Source organism: Aquiluna borgnonia, from assembly GCF_013283855.1.
Taxonomy (GTDB): Bacteria; Actinomycetota; Actinomycetes; order Actinomycetales; family Microbacteriaceae; genus Aquiluna; species Aquiluna borgnonia.
In genome coordinates, this window is the sequence record NZ_CP054056.1 from 559,698 (window position 1) to 574,243 (window position 14,546).

Here is a 14,546-nt window from a genome sequence, read left to right on the forward strand (position 1 = left end):
TTCTGTATTAGGAGATGTCAATGATTACTTTCGTGGATCAGGTGACTCTTCACTTGCGCGCCGGAGACGGCGGCGATGGCTGCACCTCCGTAAAGCGCGAGAAGTTTAAACCGCTTGCGGGTCCCGATGGTGCTGACGGCGGCGATGGTGGTTCAATCACTCTGGTGACGGACCCCAACGTCACCACCCTGCTGGACTATCACCACCGACCCCACCGAACCGCAACCTCAGGTGGTTCTGGAGCCGGTGACTTCCGCAACGGTGCCCGTGGTGAAGATCTGATCCTTCCCGTCCCGGTTGGCACAGTAGTCAAGGACGCCGAAGGCAAGATTCTGGCTGACCTGGCAGAGCCAGGAATGGAATTGCTGGTAGCAGAGGGCGGCTCGGGTGGGCTTGGTAACGCAGCGCTGGCATCGAGGAAAAGAATTGCCCCTGCATTCCACCTGCTCGGAGTCCCCGGCTGGGCCGGAGACATCACTCTGGAGCTCAAGACCGTTGCAGATGTCGCGCTGGTTGGTTTCCCATCGGCTGGCAAGTCCTCTCTGATTGCAGCCATGAGCGCTGCCCGTCCAAAGATCGCGGATTACCCTTTCACGACGCTCCACCCGAACCTGGGAGTGGTTCAAGCCGGCGATATGCGATACACCATCGCCGACGTCCCCGGACTAATTGAAGGGGCCAGCAAGGGTAAGGGGTTGGGGCTCGAGTTTCTGCGGCACGTTGAGCGCTGCAGCGCTCTGCTGCACGTGATTGACTGTGGCACCTTGGAGCCGGGTCGAGACCCGATCAGTGACCTTGAGGTCATTCTTGCCGAGCTTGAGGCTTATCAGGTTCCAGCTGGTCAAACACCACTAATTGAGCGACCCCAATTGGTCGCTTTGAACAAGATTGATCTCCCCGATGCCAAGGAGTTGGCGGAGTTTGTGAAGGCGGACTTTGAAGCCCGTGGCTATCCGGTGTTCCTTATCTCGTCAGCTACACAAGTTGGGTTGCGCGAATTGAATTTTGCTCTTGGACAGCTGGTGACCGAGGAGCGCAAGCACCAGGTGGTCCAGGCCTCAAAGCGCATTTCTTTGCTTCCGGCTAAGAAGGACGACGGCAAATTTGAGATTCGCAACGAGAGTATCGGTGGGGAGGATGTCTTCCGTATTGTCGGCTCCAAGCCAGAGCGCTGGGTTGCTCAGACTGACTTCAACAACGCCGATGCCGTCAGCTATCTATCCGAGCGATTAGCGAAGCTTGGTGTCGATGACCTGCTCTATAAAAAGGGTGCTAAGCGAGGTTCGACGGTAATTATCGGTGCGGGCAACGGCGTTGTTTTCGACTGGGACCCACTCGTGTCCTCAATGGCCGAGGCCATTGACGATGAGCGCAGAACAAACCAGCAGCGCCGCCAAGAGTATTACGACATGATGGACCAGCGTGCTGCGGGTCGCGCCGAGCGAAGCGCGGTTCGGGAGTCCAGTGTATTTACCGAGGAGGAAGAAAGTGAAAACCTCTGAGCGATTGGCTGGCGCAAGGCGCGTAGTAATTAAGGTTGGCTCCAGCTCAATCACCGGTTCCAACGAAGCGAACTTAGATCGGATAGTGGACCTCAGCTGGAGGCTGAGCCGAGCTGGCAAACAGGTAATTTTGGTATCGAGTGGGGCTATTGCGACCGCATCGCCTTTGATTGGACTTACCGCTAAGTCTGAGGACCTCGCCACATCACAAGCATTGGCAAGCATTGGCCAAGCCAAACTCATGGGGCGCTACGAGCGATCTCTCGCCCGCTACAACTGGCTGCCAGGGCAGATTTTGCTGACGGTCGACAATTTGGATCAAGAAGCCACCTCCATAAATGCCTCTAGGGCGCTCGAGCGTCTATTGGAAATTGGCGTGCTGCCAATCATTAACGAGAACGACTCTGTGGCCACTCAGGAAATTCGATTCGGTGACAACGATCAGCTGGCAGCAAGAGTTGCCGCTTTGGCCCAGGCCGATGTTTTGGTGCTACTAAGCGATGTTGATGCTCTGTATACAGCTCCTCCCAGTGAGCCCGGAGCTATGCCCATCGAGGTTGTGCCTTACGGCGATGAGCTTTCTCATATTTCGGTGTCCGGAACTTCGACCGGTTATGGCACCGGGGGAGCTCTAACCAAGCTCGCCGCCGCTCGCATGGCCACCGATCAGGGGGTCGGGGTTGTCCTCACCAGCACTGCAAATGTTGACCGGATAGACACTGACTCCTGCCGGCACACCTGGTTTGAACCTGCTGCGGCTAAGTAGGATTTGAAAATGAGCATTCAAAAACTCTTTGAGGCATCCAAGGCCGCCAGCAAGGTGGTGGGGTTAGCCAACACAAATCTAAAAAATGCCGCCCTGGAGGCCATGGCTCAGCAGCTGGAAGCTAACGTTGAGCAAATCATTGCTCAGAATCTGTTGGATCTCGAAAATGGTCAACGCAATGGACTGGCAATTGGTCTGCAGGATCGCCTCAGACTGGACCAAAAGCGAATTCTTGGCTTGGCTTCTGCGATCCGGGAGATTATCGCCCTGCCAGATCCCGTGGGCGATTCGGTTGCCGGCATGACTCTGGATAACGGTCTCAAGCTTCAGCAGGTCAGAGTTCCGTTTGGTGTGGTGGGAGTTATTTACGAAGCTCGTCCAAATGTCACCGTTGACATCGCTGCCCTTGCCGTAAAAAGCGGTAACGCAGCTATTTTGCGCGGTGGCAGCGCCGCAGAGAATTCGAATCGAATCCTAGTTTCGCTTCTGCAGGCTGGGCTTGAGAGTGTTGGTCTTCCAGTTGCTGCGGTTCAAACTGTTGACGAGTTTGGTAGGGCAGGTGCCGTTGAGATGATGCAAGCTCGCGGTTTTATTGACGTTTTAATCCCAAGGGGCTCTGCATCATTAATTCAGACCGTGGTTACCGAATCCAAGGTTCCGGTAATTGAGACAGGTGATGGCGTGGTCCACATGTTCATTGACCAAAGTGCTGATCTTCAAAAGGCACTTCCCATGGTCGTGAACTCTAAGGTTCAGCGACCCTCGGTTTGTAATTCGCTTGAGACCCTGCTTGTCCACGAAGACCTCGCCGAAGAGTTTTTGCCTAAGGTTGCAGCTGCGCTGAGGGAAAACTCAGTGGTTATTCATGGCTGCGAAAAGACTGCAGAAATCATTGACTGTGTTCAGGCAACCGATGAGGACTGGGCAAAGGAGTACCTTGCCCTTGAGATTTCAATTCGAGTTGTTGCAAACGTTGACCAGGCTCTTGAACACATTGCACGCTACTCAACCAAGCACACCGAATCCATCGTGACCGAAAACCTGGCTAATGCAGAGCGCTTCCTGCAGGAGGTTGACGCGGCTGTGGTCATGGTGAATTCATCCACCAGGTTCACAGACGGTGGCGAATTTGGATTCGGTGCCGAGGTTGGAATTTCAACCCAAAAACTACACGCCCGCGGACCTATGGGGCTCAAAGAACTAACCAGCACCAAGTGGTTGGTTCGCGGTAATGGCCAGGTCCGCAGCTAAACTACCTGATGAGCAAAAGGAGATAACTTGCTTTCAATTCTTGCCAGTGAAGCGGCTCACGTCGAGCTGCCAATCCCTGCCTTCTTTTTTGGCGTTATCGCCATGGGCGTTTTCCTAACCCTCGCCGGCATCACCTGGTCTTACCGCAACGTGGCAAATCGTCACAGCCACAAGACCGGCTCTTCCAAGGCGCAGCACTAAATATCGCTATGACCAATCAGCGGCCACGCGTTGGTGTGATGGGTGGAACCTTTGACCCAATCCACAACGGTCACTTGGTCGCAGCCAGTGAGGTAGCGGACGCGTTTTCCCTGGATGAAGTTATTTTCGTTCCGACCGGTGAGCCCTGGCATAAAAATCCCGTTACCTCGGCCGAGCACAGGTACCTGATGACCGTTGTTGCCACAGCTGCGAATCCCAGGTTCACGGTCTCGAGGGTTGACATTGATAGACCCGGAACGACCTACACCATCGACACCTTGACTCAAATTGCTCGCGAGCGGCCCGATGCCGACCTGTTCTTTATTTCTGGAGCCGACGCTATCGCTCAGATTTTGGCCTGGAAAGATATTGACAAGCTCTGGGGCTTGGCGACATTTATTGGTGTTACCAGGCCGGGTCACAATCTCGTTCTTCCAGACGTCAGCGAAGCCAAAATGTCACTCCTCGAGGTTCCTGCGTTGGCAATTTCCTCAACAAACGTCCGCGATCGCGTGATGTCGGCTAAACCTGTTTGGTATTTGGTTCCAGACGGAGTGGTGCAATACATCGCAAAACACAAGCTTTATCGAGGTTCTGATGACTGAACTTCTAACCAGGCGGCAACTTAGAGAGCTTGAGCGAAGCGGAAAGCTCCCAGAGGTATCGGTTGCAAGTGACCCGAATCCGGTTATGGAGTCGCCAATCTCAAATGCGCCTGAGGTCGAATCCCCAAAGCAGGTTCTAACGCGTCGTGAGCTCAGAGAGCTGGAGCGAAGCGGAACACTCCCGGCTGCTGTGGCACCAGTAGCCCTGCCAGTTACATTGCCAGATGTTGAGGTTGAGGACATCGAGGCGGCATCCGAAGAGCTGGAAAAGGTTGTCACCGCTCCTAGCTTCTTGGAGCTTGACCTACCGCCTGCGGATTTCACCGGAAGCAACTTGCTTGCGGAGCCGAGCACCCAGTCAATAGTCCTGGAAGTTTCTCCGGAGGCTATTGCACTTCCGATTGAAACCGGAGAAATCGCAGTTACTGGATCTATTGCCGTCCTAACTGAGCCGAGTACTGGTTCTATCACTGCTGGTTTGGATGGCCTTGAATTGGACAATGCTGACCGTCAAGATTCTGTCACCGGGGTTATATCAATCGTGGAACCCATTTCTGCCCTTGATGTCATCAACGGCCGAATGAGCGTCGGCGTTGTGCCTAAGTCGGTGTTGCGCAAAGGCTGGTGGCGTCCATGGGCCATTGGCTTGGCTTCAATAATCATGGCGGTGGCGGCCATTCTCGCCACGGTAACAATTCTCAATGCGATCGGGGCCTAGTTTGCCAGCCAGTAATTTCACCAAAGAGGTTCTGAACCTCGCTGCCGCTGCGGCCCAGGACAAGCTTGGTGAGAACCTGGTTGCGCTGGATGTTACAGAGCCCTTTGCGCTGGCTGAAATATTTCTGATTGTCACCGCCAAGAACGAGCGCCAAGCCCAAGCTATCTCTGACAATGTCGAAGATGAACTGTTGAAGTCGGGTCACAAAGCCCGCTTTCGCGAAGGTAGAGAAACTGGCCGTTGGATTTTGCTCGACTTTGGTGACCTAGTGGTTCACGTCATGCACGAGCAGGAACGTGACTACTACTCGCTTGAGCGACTTTGGCGAGACTGCCCAGTTGTGCCATTAGCCCAATAGTTGTGTAAGCTATCAGGGTTCAAGGGCCTGTGGCGCAGCTGGTAGCGCACCTGCATGGCATGCAGGGGGTCAGGGGTTCAAGTCCCCTCAGGTCCACAAACGTTTAGCCCGCCTCGGCGGGCTTTTCTATTTCCACGGTCTTTATGCGCGCGCTGGCACCGGTCACTATTCGCACTGATTCGCGTGGAACATCAAAATAGCCAGCCAGGATCCTGACTAAAGCTTCATTGGCCTTGCCATCGACCGGCTTTTCCCTCAGGAAGACATCGAGGTATTCGGCGCCCGGTACCACACGATCCCCGGACTTGGAGCCGGGCTTTACTCGCACTTTTAGACGCATGAGAGAACTGTAGGGAATAAGTTTTTGTCTAGTGCCCTTTACTTAAGGGATTGGAGTTCTAATGAGCGTTAACCCACACGGGATTCACCACGTCACTGCCATCGCGCGTGACCCTCAGCAAAATGTTGATTTTTACACCAAAGTGCTGGGACTGCGGCTCGTCAAGCAGACGGTGAACTTTGATGCCCCGCACATCTGGCACCTTTACTACGGTGACGAAAAGGGTTCACCAGCGTCAATTCTGACCTTTTTTCCGTGGCCCGGTGTGTCCAAGGGGCGCGAGGGTGCAGGCCTCACCACCGCAACCGCCTTTTCTGTTCCAGAAGCCTCACTCGGCTTCTGGTCAAATCACCTTGCGAAGCTTGATATCGAGCTCATTAGCGGCCAGACCTCGAATGGGGAACCGAGCTTAGAGCTGAGGGATTTCGATGGCATGAGACTTCAGCTGGTAGGCACCTCGGGCGATGAGCGTTCGGGTTGGGATGGGGTTGGAAACATTGCGGCTGAGCATGCGGTGAAGGGCCTTCACTCCGTCGAGCTGACGGAAACGCATATTGACCCAACTGCCCAGATGTTAGAGGGGATGCTCGGGATGAGCTTCAGTGGGGAAACCTCCGGAAGAAGTTCTTTCGCAATGGCCAAGGGGGAGTCCGGAGCGCAGGTTGAGGTTGTTGGGGGTGCCGGTGACCGCGGTCTTCAGGCTGGCGGAACGGTTCACCACGTAGCGTTCCGAGCACCGGACCTACAGACCATGGACTTTTGGCGTCTAGAACTTTTGGAAAAAGGAGTTCCTGTTACCCAGGTTATGGATCGACAGTATTTCAAGAGCATTTACTTTCGCGAGCCGGGAGGCGTTCTTTTCGAAATCGCCACAGACGACCCCGGGTTTGATATCGACGAGCCGCTCTTAGAGCTGGGTAGGAAATTGAAGTTGCCGCCTTGGCTCGAGCCATCCAGAGAGCAAATTCAGGCTGCACTTCCAGCGATTAGGGTTTAGAAATGGGAAATCGAGATATCTCAAGGCCGCACGTTTTTCAAGCCGGCAGCAACTCAAGAGTTTTGCTTTTGCTTCACGGCACCGGCGCTGACGAATATGATCTGCTGCAGCTCGGCAGAGCGCTAGATCCGGAGGCCAACCTGCTTTCTCCAAGGGGTATGTATTTGGAGAACGGCATGAATCGTTTCTACGAGCGATATTCGGATGGAACCTTCAATGAGGAATCAATTGATTTGGCCGTTGAGGAACTGGCTGAATTTATCGAGGTGGCTATCGATCACTATGGTTTGCGTGAGATGCCAATGACGGCGGTCGGCTTCAGCAATGGAGCTAACACCGCGGCGGCGCTGATGGTCAAAAGACCTGAGTTGTTGGCTCAAGCTGTCCTATTTGGTTCCACAAAGCCCTACCGAGAGGTTCAGGCCGTGAATCTAGGCGGTAAAAGAATTTGGTTGGCCAACGGTGATGTCGATCCCTACGCTCCAGTTTCGGTGAGTGAGCGCTGGGTTTCTGAACTAAGTGGATTTGGGGCGTCGGTGAGTTGGCTGCGCCACCCCGGCGGACACTCGGTTTCTCCCGCTCACATTCAGGAAATTTCCAGAGATCTCGCCTAGTATCAAGCGCAGTTCAACTCGAAAGGACTCAAGTGGCTATTTCGCACAACCCGATTTTCAATCAGGCAATGCAGACCGGTGCAACCGTTTCAAGGCTTGACCAGGAACAGGTTGACCAGGAGTTTGGTCGTCTGACCCAGACCCCAATGACCATTGAGGGAACCGCCGCCAAGGTGCTGGGCATGTTTGTCGCAGTTCTGCTAGGAGCAGGCGCAACTTGGTTTTTGAACCTGGGCTCTTTGGCGTTGCCAGCAATGTTTGTTGGCCTCGGGCTTGGCCTGTGGGCAACTTTTGGAAAGACCGTGCGACCAGGGGTGATGATTGCCTATGCGCTTGCTCAGGGCTTATTCATCGGCGGTATCAGCATGATGTTTGAGGCCATGTACCCAGGCATCGCGCAGACTGCTGTTCTGGGAACTCTCGCCACCGCTGGTGCAATGTTCGCCGCATACCGTTTTGGCTGGGTGAAGGTAGATGCTCGTTTTACCAGGATCATGATGTTTAGCCTGATTGGCTACTCGGTATTTGCTCTGGTAAACCTCGGATTCGCAATGTTCGCCGGCAGCAGCGTCTACTCCTCACCTTTTGGCTGGTTGATTGCACTGGTTGGTGTTGGGCTGGCGGCTTTCACGCTGAACCTTGACTTTGAGGCGATTCGCGAGGGTGTCGCAAACCGCATGCCTCAGGAGATGGAGTGGCGAGCTGCTTTTGGTCTGACCGCTTCGCTGATCTGGCTCTACGTCGAGATTCTGCGACTGTTGGCCATCTTCAACTCCAACGACTAACTCGCTTTTGATTGCCACTGGGACCACAGCGTTCTAAGGTCCCAGGCATTTTCAGCAAGGATTGAGACCCCTCGCACTCCGGTGCGGCGGGTCTTTCCTGCTATTAGCAGGAGTTTGTTGTGGAACAGCTGTTGTGCGCAGCGCCGCTGAGCCTCATCAAAAAACGTCGCATCTGCACATCCGGTCCCGTCATCTAGGGTGATAAAAACCACTCGCTTTCCACTGCGCATCGGCGGTGATTGAGTTGCAACCCTCACCCCAGCAACCAAAACCTCGGTTCCGCCACGAAGTGATAGCAGCTCTGAAGCTCTGGTCACTCCCATCTCATCGAGCATCTGCTGAAACTGCTCTATCTGGTGGCCGGATATGTCCATGTTGGTGATTGCTATCTCCTGCGCAATCTGCTCTCCTCGGCTGGGGCTGGGATTTCCAATCTCAAGCCGCTGTTCCGCATTGAAATCAAAACGCATTTGATTTTCATCGTGCCTTGGTGCCGCCTTGGCGCACAGCTGCCTGACTCGGACCATTAGGTCACCGCGTCCGCTCTCTGAGCTCTCGGTTATTTTTGCCAGGGCATCAAGCGCCCCAATCAGCGCTAAACGCTGTAGAGATCTTCTCGAGGGCCTGGCTCTGAGGTAAAAATCGCTCAGGTCCCTAAATGGCTGATGCTGCTTGATTCTGCTGATTTCTGGACCTGATAGCCCTGCGATATCAAGCAGTGCCATTCGAATCCCAAGGCCACCTCGAACCTTTTCAACCAGGTACTCATCGGTTGATTTATTGACGTCGATAGGGAGCAGCTTCACTCCGATCCGTCTGGCTTCGGCAAGCAAAAGTCTCCTGGGATACATCCCCGGATCGTGGGTTAGCAGCCCGGCGATGAACTCGGTGGGGAAGTGGGTTTTTAGCCACGCGGTCTGATAGGTCGGCAATGCAAAAGCAGCCCCGTGAGCCTTGCAAAAACCAAAGGACCCAAAGCCCTCGATTATGGACCAAACCCGATCGATCACGGATTTGTCGTAACCTCGAGCTGAGGCGGATTGCCGAAAGTAGTTTTCAATCAGTTTTGATTTTTGATCCTTGCTCAGCTTTCTGCGCATCTCGTCTGCCCTGGCTAGGGTGCAGCCGGTCATGGTCTGCATGATGCGCATCAGCTGCTCGTGGAAGACCACCACCCCGTAGCTCTCCTCGAGAATCGGCTTTAGGTCCGGGTGGATGTAGTCGGGTTGAATGAAACCGTGCCTGCCCTCGAGGTAGGGGGCAATCATGTTGCCTTTCATGGGCCCGGGTCTAAACAGTGATATCTGCAGGGTGAGGTCATTGAATCTAGTCGGCTGGTGCTTTCCGGTGAGCTCTCGTTGCCCCGGGCTCTCAATTTGAAACATCCCCAGGGTGTTTGTAGTTCTTATGGTCTTGAAGGTTTCTGGGTCGTCCCTGGTAATCGAATCTAGTTCCAGCTGCTTCCCGCTAACTCTGGCTATTTCCCTGACGGTATAGGCCATGGCGGATTGCATGCGAACCCCGAGAACATCAAGTTTTAGAAAACCCATCGGGTCCATGTCGTCTTTATCAAATTGGCTCATCGGCAGCCCCACTCCACTGGGTTCGGTGGGAGTTAGGTTCAATAGCTCACGATTACCCAGGATTACCCCGCAGGGGTGCATGGAAATGTGCCTCGGCAACTTATCCAGTCGCTGGGTGATATCAACCAGCAGGTTTAGTTTTCGATCCTGCTCGGCAGCTTTTGCAAACTCTGCCAGCTCGGGCTTTTTCTCCATGGCATCTCGGAAGCTGCGAGCTGAGAATCGCCATATGTTTTTGGCAATCTCATCAATCTGGTCTTCCTCAAGGCCCAGGGCTAAGCCGGAATCCCTGACGGCACCTCGGCCTCGATAGGTGGACTGCATTGACAGCAGCGTTACGCGGTCACCTCCGTAGCGCCTAAAGATTGCTCGGTAGATGTCGTGCCTACGGGCTGACTCAACATCTATGTCTATATCCGGCAGCGTGGAGCGTTCGGTTGACAGGAATCTTTCAAACAGCAAACCCTCACTGATTGGATCAACACTGCTGATTCCCAGCAGGTAATTCAGTAGCGATCCCGCCCCCGAACCCCTGGCTGCGATCCGAATTTTCATGTCTCGGATCATTTGGGCGACATCTGCCACGGTTAGGAAGTAGGTGGCGAACCCCAGCTGATTTACGGCGATTAGCTCTTTGCTCAGCCGATGCTGGACCGTTGCCAATTCACTGGCCTTAGCTCCAGGGTAACGCCAAGAGATCGCTGCATGACTTTTTTGCCAAAGCTCCTCAAATGGATTTCCGGTAATGCCCAGTGCGCTCTGCTCCGGAGTCTTTGGTCTGCCCCAGCCGCAGTCTTCAGCTGGGTCTAGCCGACACTCGTCGGTGATCCGTTCCGTTGTTGCTAGAAGCGACATCGATCTTTTGGGGTCCTCGGTAATCTCAAGGGCAAGCTCAGCCATCACACTTGGGGGTTTGAGCCAGGCTTGGGCATTTGGTTGCGGGGCAAAGAGCCCAAGTGGCTCAAGGTGCCTGGCGGAATCTAAAACATCGGCGGTGACAGCATCGTCGGGTTCCAGATATCTGACCGCATTGCTGATTACCGCCGGGATGCGATGAGCGTCAGCGAGGTTCAGCATTGCCCGAGAGTGCTCCACCGAGAGTAGGGTTCCAGGTTCAGTCAGGTGAGTGGCAACCTCGATAATCAGTTGGCCTTTTAGAACCTGGCTGATTTGACCCAAAACCCTTGCTGCATCAACCGGTTGATCCAGCGCAAGCTCGGCAAGCCGGCTTTGCGGGCCGACTAAAACCACGCAGTTTGTGCTGAGCTCCGCTAGTTTTTCAAGTGAAATCTGAATCTTTTTTTGCTTGCCGCGGTTTTGTTGAGCTAGAGAAACGATCCGGCAAAGCCCAGCCCAACCAAGCCCTTTATTACCGCCTTTGGCAAGGATCGTGAAGCGGCCCTGATCTGAAACCTCCAGGCTCACCCCAACCAGTGGTGAAATGCCAAGTTTGATGCAGGCGCCCAGGTGCTTTACGGCTCCGTAGAGGCCGTCTCGGTCGGTCACCGCAACACCGTCGTAGCCCAGTGCCTTGGCAGCGACTGCAAGCTGCTCAGGGCGATTTACTCCGTAGTGAGCAGAGAAGGCGGATGAAACGTTTAGGTGACTAAAGCCCATCAGCTGTTTATTTGATTGATGATCCAGCTGTCCTGGGGGAGTTCGTGCCTTAGCTCGAAGAAGATTCTGGAGGTTTCGCTTGCCGCCCACAAGCGCCACATCTCCACTTCCATCAAGCCCTGCCCAACGCCCTTCGGGGCAGACTGCGCCTGAAGCCACCAGAGTTTTCTGGAGTACCAGCGCACCGGCCTGGACGCAACCGTGTAGTCCTGATTTTGGTAGCGAAACCGCACTGGAGCGCCGTCAAAATCCAGCATTACCGCACTCAGTTCTTCAAGCTTCATTCCCCAACACCTCTCATTATTCGAACAAATGTTCGAATAATAAAAGTGTATGCGGGGCTACGACATTTTCAAAATGAAGCCCTAGATTCTGGCGATTAACTCTTCAGAATTGTTATAAACCGAACCAACTGCGCTCGAAACCGGGTGAAACTCCAGCTGGGCTGCTACCAAAGCGGACTCCTCGCTCAGGGCAGCTAGCACCTCTGGCGTGGTTGGGTAATCCGGGGCTAACCAGGCGGAGAGATTTTCTTCCGATAGCAGCACTGGATTTCGATCGTGAATTCCAGCGAGTTCAGGAGCCGAGTCCTTCGTCAAAAGTGAGCAGGTTAGAACCCAGCGGGCTGGATCGCTAGCTAGTTTGCTCGGGTCACGCCACCACCAGTAAATTCCTGCGAAGGCAAGCATGCCATCGCTTGGAAAAATGTAATAGGGAACCTTGCTGTTAGGAACTGTGCTCTGCCACTCAAAATAGCCATCTGCTGGAATGGCACAGCGTTTGGCCAGAGCGGCTTCCTTGAAACTGGGCTTTTCAAGCACTGATTCGATCCGAGCGTTTATCAGTGGGCTAGCCCCCGGGGACTTTGCCCAGGAGGGAATCAGTCCCCATCTGGCTGCGTGAATCTCTCTAGAGGGCAAACCGTCCACTTCTCGTTCAACGATTATCGGAACCTCAATGGTTGGGGCGATGTTGTAGCTGCGGAAATCCTGCTCAGGTGCTTCATCAACCTCGAAGTACTCGGTAATCAAATCCGTGGTCTTGGCGATTACAAATCTTCCGCACATCTAAGCGACTCTCCAGAGGCTAGCCCTGCACACTAGGCTGCCCAGCTAACGTTATCGATTGAGCTGGCTAGCAATGCCAGACGCTTTCGGAACGAGGACGCGTGACGGCTCTCACCGAGCTTCAGGTCTCCCCAAGCGGTCACGTATCTGATGCCCTGCAAGCTACTCAGGCTCCACACCTCGCAGTTTTCTAAATCTGAGGGCTTGGCTCTTTTTTCCAGGGTTTGATAGCCGGCTTCGCGGGCCAATTCAAAGACCAGCTGACGAGTTATGGAGGGTAGCCAATCGGTGGTGTCGTCTGGAGCGCAAAGTGTCTCCGACTCCCACCACATGATCGAACTAAGCGCTCCATCCGCGATGAAGCCATCCTGGCTCAGGATGACGGCTTCATCGGCCCCGTGAAGGTTTGCGGCTCTTCTGAGCCTTTGGCAGACCGACAAATCAGGTCCTTTTACCCCGGCTTGTTTTCTCGGATCTGGCTCATCAGAACTCCAAAGGCTAAGGGTTGCGGTTCGCTCGGGAGCCTCCCTTAGTCGCAATACAAGTCGTTCAGATTCGGGTTGATGTTCGCGGTATTCAAGCCTGGGGAACCAGCTCCCAGAGCGGGGTAGCTCAGCGAGCACGGCCGAAAAGAATTCGGGAAGCACCGCCTTGACCTCGGGGCTAGCAATGGACTTTTCAAAGCGTTCAAAGTGTCGATTTATTTGCCGAACTCGACCCTCCTGGATTAGAAAGCTGTCGGCAACGGTTAGAGTCTCGCTGAGCGTGTCATTGAGCGGGCGCAAAGCGCCATCGCTGAAGACGTAAAACTCACCGAAACTGCTCATCGCATCTAGATTAGGTCCAGAAAAGGAGGCTGAATGCCACTGCATCACGAATCTCTGCACTCATGGACTTCTGTGGCCGACACATTCAGCATTTTCTTTGCCCACCACCCAAATAGCTTCTGGCTGGACCGGGAGCACCACCCAACCGCACGGTTCTCAATTATTGGCGTTGGCACGATTAGCGACAGTCCAGATTTTTCATTCTCGGGTGAGGAAGCGGACTTACCCTTTCCTTTTAGGCCGCACCTGGTTGGCGTGGTTCACTACTCAACTGAACCCGGGCAAATCCAAGGGTTTGACCTCCTAGAGGTCGATCGGGCCTTTGTTTTTGATCACGATCGTCGGAGGCTGCATTTTGTGGGGCGCTTTGACACCAGAAAAGAATTTGAGGCTTGGCACCATGCCGCGCTGTTGAGGCTCGCTCTAATTGGTGGTGACTCAGCTGCACATCAGTTAAATCGTCCAGCCGCGACTTCTGCCAAGCTCGTGTGCCTTGACCAAGTAGCTGGCTATAAGCAAAAAATTGAGGCTTCAAAAGATGCGATTGCCAGGGGAGAGGTTTATCAGATTTGCCTCACCACTGCCCTCGAGGGGGACTATCAGGGGGATGAACTGTCATTCTTCCTAAGGCTCAGAAGGCAAAATCCAGCGCCCTATGCGGCGTTTATCCGAGTTGGGGGAAGGACCTTCGTTTCAATTTCTCCCGAACGCTTCATCACCGTCACCGGGTCAGCCGTAACATCCAGCCCCATCAAGGGCACCCGGCCCAGAGGAAACTCATCAGAGGCAGATGAGATTTTGCGCAGCGAGCTTTCGCTGAGTCAAAAAGAGCAGGCCGAGAACCTCATGATTGTGGACCTGGTCAGAAATGACCTGTCTAAGGTTTGTAAGCCCGAGAGCGTCGCGGTGTCAGGTCTCATGCAGGTTCAGAGTTATTCAACCGTGCACCAGCTAGTCTCCGATGTCAGAGCTGAGCTCAGAGATGGGCTGGATGGAACGGCTGCTCTCAGGGCTTTGCTGCCTGGAGGTTCAATGACTGGCGCTCCAAAGCGGCGTGCCATGCAACTTCTGGCAGAGCTGGAGTCTCGTGATCGCGGCCCGTATTCCGGTGGAATCGGATGGATTGGCTACGGCGGGGAGATGGATTTGGGCATGGTGATTCGAACAGCCATTTTCGAAAACGGTAAGGTCCGAATCGACATCGGAGGCGGCATAACCTCAGATTCCGAACCTGAGGCTGAGCACCAGGAAATTCAAGTAAAGGCCAGAGCCTTGGTTGCGGCCCTCTCAGCTTCAGTGGATTGGTAACCTTTAC

The 14,546-nt window shown here is 54.2% G+C and carries 16 protein-coding genes and 1 tRNA gene; 12 read left to right on the plus strand and 5 right to left on the minus strand.

What is annotated here, in order from left to right; genetic code table 11:
- Positions 1-20: 20 nt before the first annotated feature.
- The 8 genes from obgE (at position 21) to HRU87_RS02940 (ending at position 5,497) form a co-directional block, all read left to right on the plus strand.
- Positions 21-1,502 (plus strand): GTPase ObgE, encoded by a 1,482-nt coding sequence (gene obgE, locus HRU87_RS02905; RefSeq protein ID WP_173493455.1) that lies wholly within the window; start codon positions 21-23, stop codon positions 1,500-1,502.
- Positions 1,489-2,268 (plus strand): glutamate 5-kinase, encoded by a 780-nt coding sequence (gene proB / locus HRU87_RS02910; RefSeq protein ID WP_173493456.1) that lies wholly within the window; start codon positions 1,489-1,491, stop codon positions 2,266-2,268. The genes obgE and proB overlap by 14 nt, the downstream gene beginning before the upstream one ends.
- 9 nt (positions 2,269-2,277) lie before the next feature.
- Positions 2,278-3,519 (plus strand): glutamate-5-semialdehyde dehydrogenase, encoded by a 1,242-nt coding sequence (locus HRU87_RS02915; protein ID WP_173493457.1) that lies wholly within the window; start codon positions 2,278-2,280, stop codon positions 3,517-3,519.
- A 27-nt stretch (positions 3,520-3,546) separates the two neighbouring features.
- The gene (locus HRU87_RS02920) at positions 3,547-3,720 is read left to right on the plus strand and encodes a hypothetical protein (RefSeq protein ID WP_173493458.1); all 174 of its coding nucleotides are present in this window, start codon (positions 3,547-3,549) and stop codon (positions 3,718-3,720) included.
- 8 nt (positions 3,721-3,728) lie between these two features.
- A complete protein-coding gene (nadD, locus tag HRU87_RS02925) occupies positions 3,729-4,325 on the plus strand; it encodes a nicotinate-nucleotide adenylyltransferase (RefSeq protein ID WP_425483684.1) in 597 nt (198 codons plus the stop codon).
- Complete coding sequence (locus HRU87_RS02930; RefSeq protein WP_173493459.1) at positions 4,318-5,043, plus strand: hypothetical protein; 726 nt, start codon at positions 4,318-4,320, stop codon at positions 5,041-5,043. Before nadD ends, HRU87_RS02930 begins: the two co-directional genes overlap by 8 nt.
- Complete coding sequence (gene rsfS / locus HRU87_RS02935) at positions 5,027-5,401, plus strand: ribosome silencing factor (RefSeq protein ID WP_246247340.1); 375 nt, start codon at positions 5,027-5,029, stop codon at positions 5,399-5,401. Before HRU87_RS02930 ends, rsfS begins: the two co-directional genes overlap by 17 nt.
- A gap of 23 nt (positions 5,402-5,424) precedes the next feature.
- A tRNA-Ala gene (locus HRU87_RS02940) sits at positions 5,425-5,497 on the plus strand.
- A 7-nt stretch (positions 5,498-5,504) separates the two neighbouring features.
- Here HRU87_RS02940 and HRU87_RS02945 read toward each other — a convergent pair.
- Positions 5,505-5,741, minus strand: coding sequence for a DUF167 domain-containing protein (locus tag HRU87_RS02945; protein WP_173493460.1), 237 nt, complete (start codon positions 5,739-5,741; stop codon positions 5,505-5,507).
- A gap of 61 nt (positions 5,742-5,802) precedes the next feature.
- On the opposite strand from HRU87_RS02945, the gene HRU87_RS02950 reads away from it, so the two are divergent.
- From HRU87_RS02950 to HRU87_RS02960, 3 genes are read left to right on the plus strand one after another with little or no spacing between them, the layout of a single operon-like run.
- Positions 5,803-6,738: a ring-cleaving dioxygenase gene (locus HRU87_RS02950; protein WP_173493461.1), complete on the plus strand. Its 936-nt coding sequence runs from the start codon at positions 5,803-5,805 to the stop codon at positions 6,736-6,738.
- Between the two features lie 2 nt (positions 6,739-6,740).
- Positions 6,741-7,352 (plus strand): alpha/beta hydrolase, encoded by a 612-nt coding sequence (locus tag HRU87_RS02955; protein WP_173493462.1) that lies wholly within the window; start codon positions 6,741-6,743, stop codon positions 7,350-7,352.
- A 32-nt stretch (positions 7,353-7,384) separates the two neighbouring features.
- Complete coding sequence (locus tag HRU87_RS02960) at positions 7,385-8,137, plus strand: Bax inhibitor-1/YccA family protein (RefSeq protein ID WP_173493463.1); 753 nt, start codon at positions 7,385-7,387, stop codon at positions 8,135-8,137.
- On the opposite strand, the gene HRU87_RS02965 is transcribed toward HRU87_RS02960, so the two are convergent.
- From HRU87_RS02965 to HRU87_RS02980, 4 genes are all read right to left on the minus strand, one after another.
- Complete coding sequence (locus tag HRU87_RS02965) at positions 8,134-11,337, minus strand: DNA polymerase III subunit alpha (protein ID WP_173493464.1); 3,204 nt, start codon at positions 11,335-11,337, stop codon at positions 8,134-8,136. The two genes, HRU87_RS02960 and HRU87_RS02965, sit on opposite strands and share 4 nt — an antisense overlap.
- Positions 11,337-11,621: a hypothetical protein gene (locus HRU87_RS02970; RefSeq protein WP_173493465.1), complete on the minus strand. Its 285-nt coding sequence runs from the start codon at positions 11,619-11,621 to the stop codon at positions 11,337-11,339. Before HRU87_RS02970 ends, HRU87_RS02965 begins: the two co-directional genes overlap by 1 nt.
- A gap of 81 nt (positions 11,622-11,702) precedes the next feature.
- Positions 11,703-12,404: an SOS response-associated peptidase gene (locus tag HRU87_RS02975; protein ID WP_173493466.1), complete on the minus strand. Its 702-nt coding sequence runs from the start codon at positions 12,402-12,404 to the stop codon at positions 11,703-11,705.
- A gap of 32 nt (positions 12,405-12,436) precedes the next feature.
- Positions 12,437-13,231, minus strand: a complete 795-nt coding sequence (locus HRU87_RS02980; protein WP_173493467.1) for an aminotransferase class IV — start codon at positions 13,229-13,231, stop codon at positions 12,437-12,439.
- 33 nt (positions 13,232-13,264) lie between these two features.
- Between HRU87_RS02980 and pabB the strand changes: the two genes are divergently transcribed.
- Entirely contained in the window at positions 13,265-14,539 is a 1,275-nt protein-coding gene (pabB, locus tag HRU87_RS02985) for an aminodeoxychorismate synthase component I (protein WP_173493468.1), read from the plus strand.
- Positions 14,540-14,546: the final 7 nt, after the last annotated feature.

Coding starts and splice junctions, on each gene's coding strand:
- obgE (WP_173493455.1), top strand. CDS start 21: ATGATTACTTTCGTGGATCAGGTGACTCTTCACTTGCGCGCCGGAGAC.
- HRU87_RS02915 (WP_173493457.1), top strand. CDS start 2,278: ATGAGCATTCAAAAACTCTTTGAGGCATCCAAGGCCGCCAGCAAGGTG.
- nadD (WP_425483684.1), top strand. CDS start 3,729: ATGACCAATCAGCGGCCACGCGTTGGTGTGATGGGTGGAACCTTTGAC.
- HRU87_RS02930 (WP_173493459.1), top strand. CDS start 4,318: ATGACTGAACTTCTAACCAGGCGGCAACTTAGAGAGCTTGAGCGAAGC.
- rsfS (WP_246247340.1), top strand. CDS start 5,027: ATGCGATCGGGGCCTAGTTTGCCAGCCAGTAATTTCACCAAAGAGGTT.
- HRU87_RS02945 (WP_173493460.1), bottom strand. CDS start 5,741: ATGCGTCTAAAAGTGCGAGTAAAGCCCGGCTCCAAGTCCGGGGATCGT.
- HRU87_RS02950 (WP_173493461.1), top strand. CDS start 5,803: ATGAGCGTTAACCCACACGGGATTCACCACGTCACTGCCATCGCGCGT.
- HRU87_RS02955 (WP_173493462.1), top strand. CDS start 6,741: ATGGGAAATCGAGATATCTCAAGGCCGCACGTTTTTCAAGCCGGCAGC.
- HRU87_RS02965 (WP_173493464.1), bottom strand. CDS start 11,337: ATGGGCTTTAGTCACCTAAACGTTTCATCCGCCTTCTCTGCTCACTAC.
- HRU87_RS02970 (WP_173493465.1), bottom strand. CDS start 11,621: ATGAAGCTTGAAGAACTGAGTGCGGTAATGCTGGATTTTGACGGCGCT.
- HRU87_RS02975 (WP_173493466.1), bottom strand. CDS start 12,404: ATGTGCGGAAGATTTGTAATCGCCAAGACCACGGATTTGATTACCGAG.
- HRU87_RS02980 (WP_173493467.1), bottom strand. CDS start 13,231: ATGAGCAGTTTCGGTGAGTTTTACGTCTTCAGCGATGGCGCTTTGCGC.
- pabB (WP_173493468.1), top strand. CDS start 13,265: ATGCCACTGCATCACGAATCTCTGCACTCATGGACTTCTGTGGCCGAC.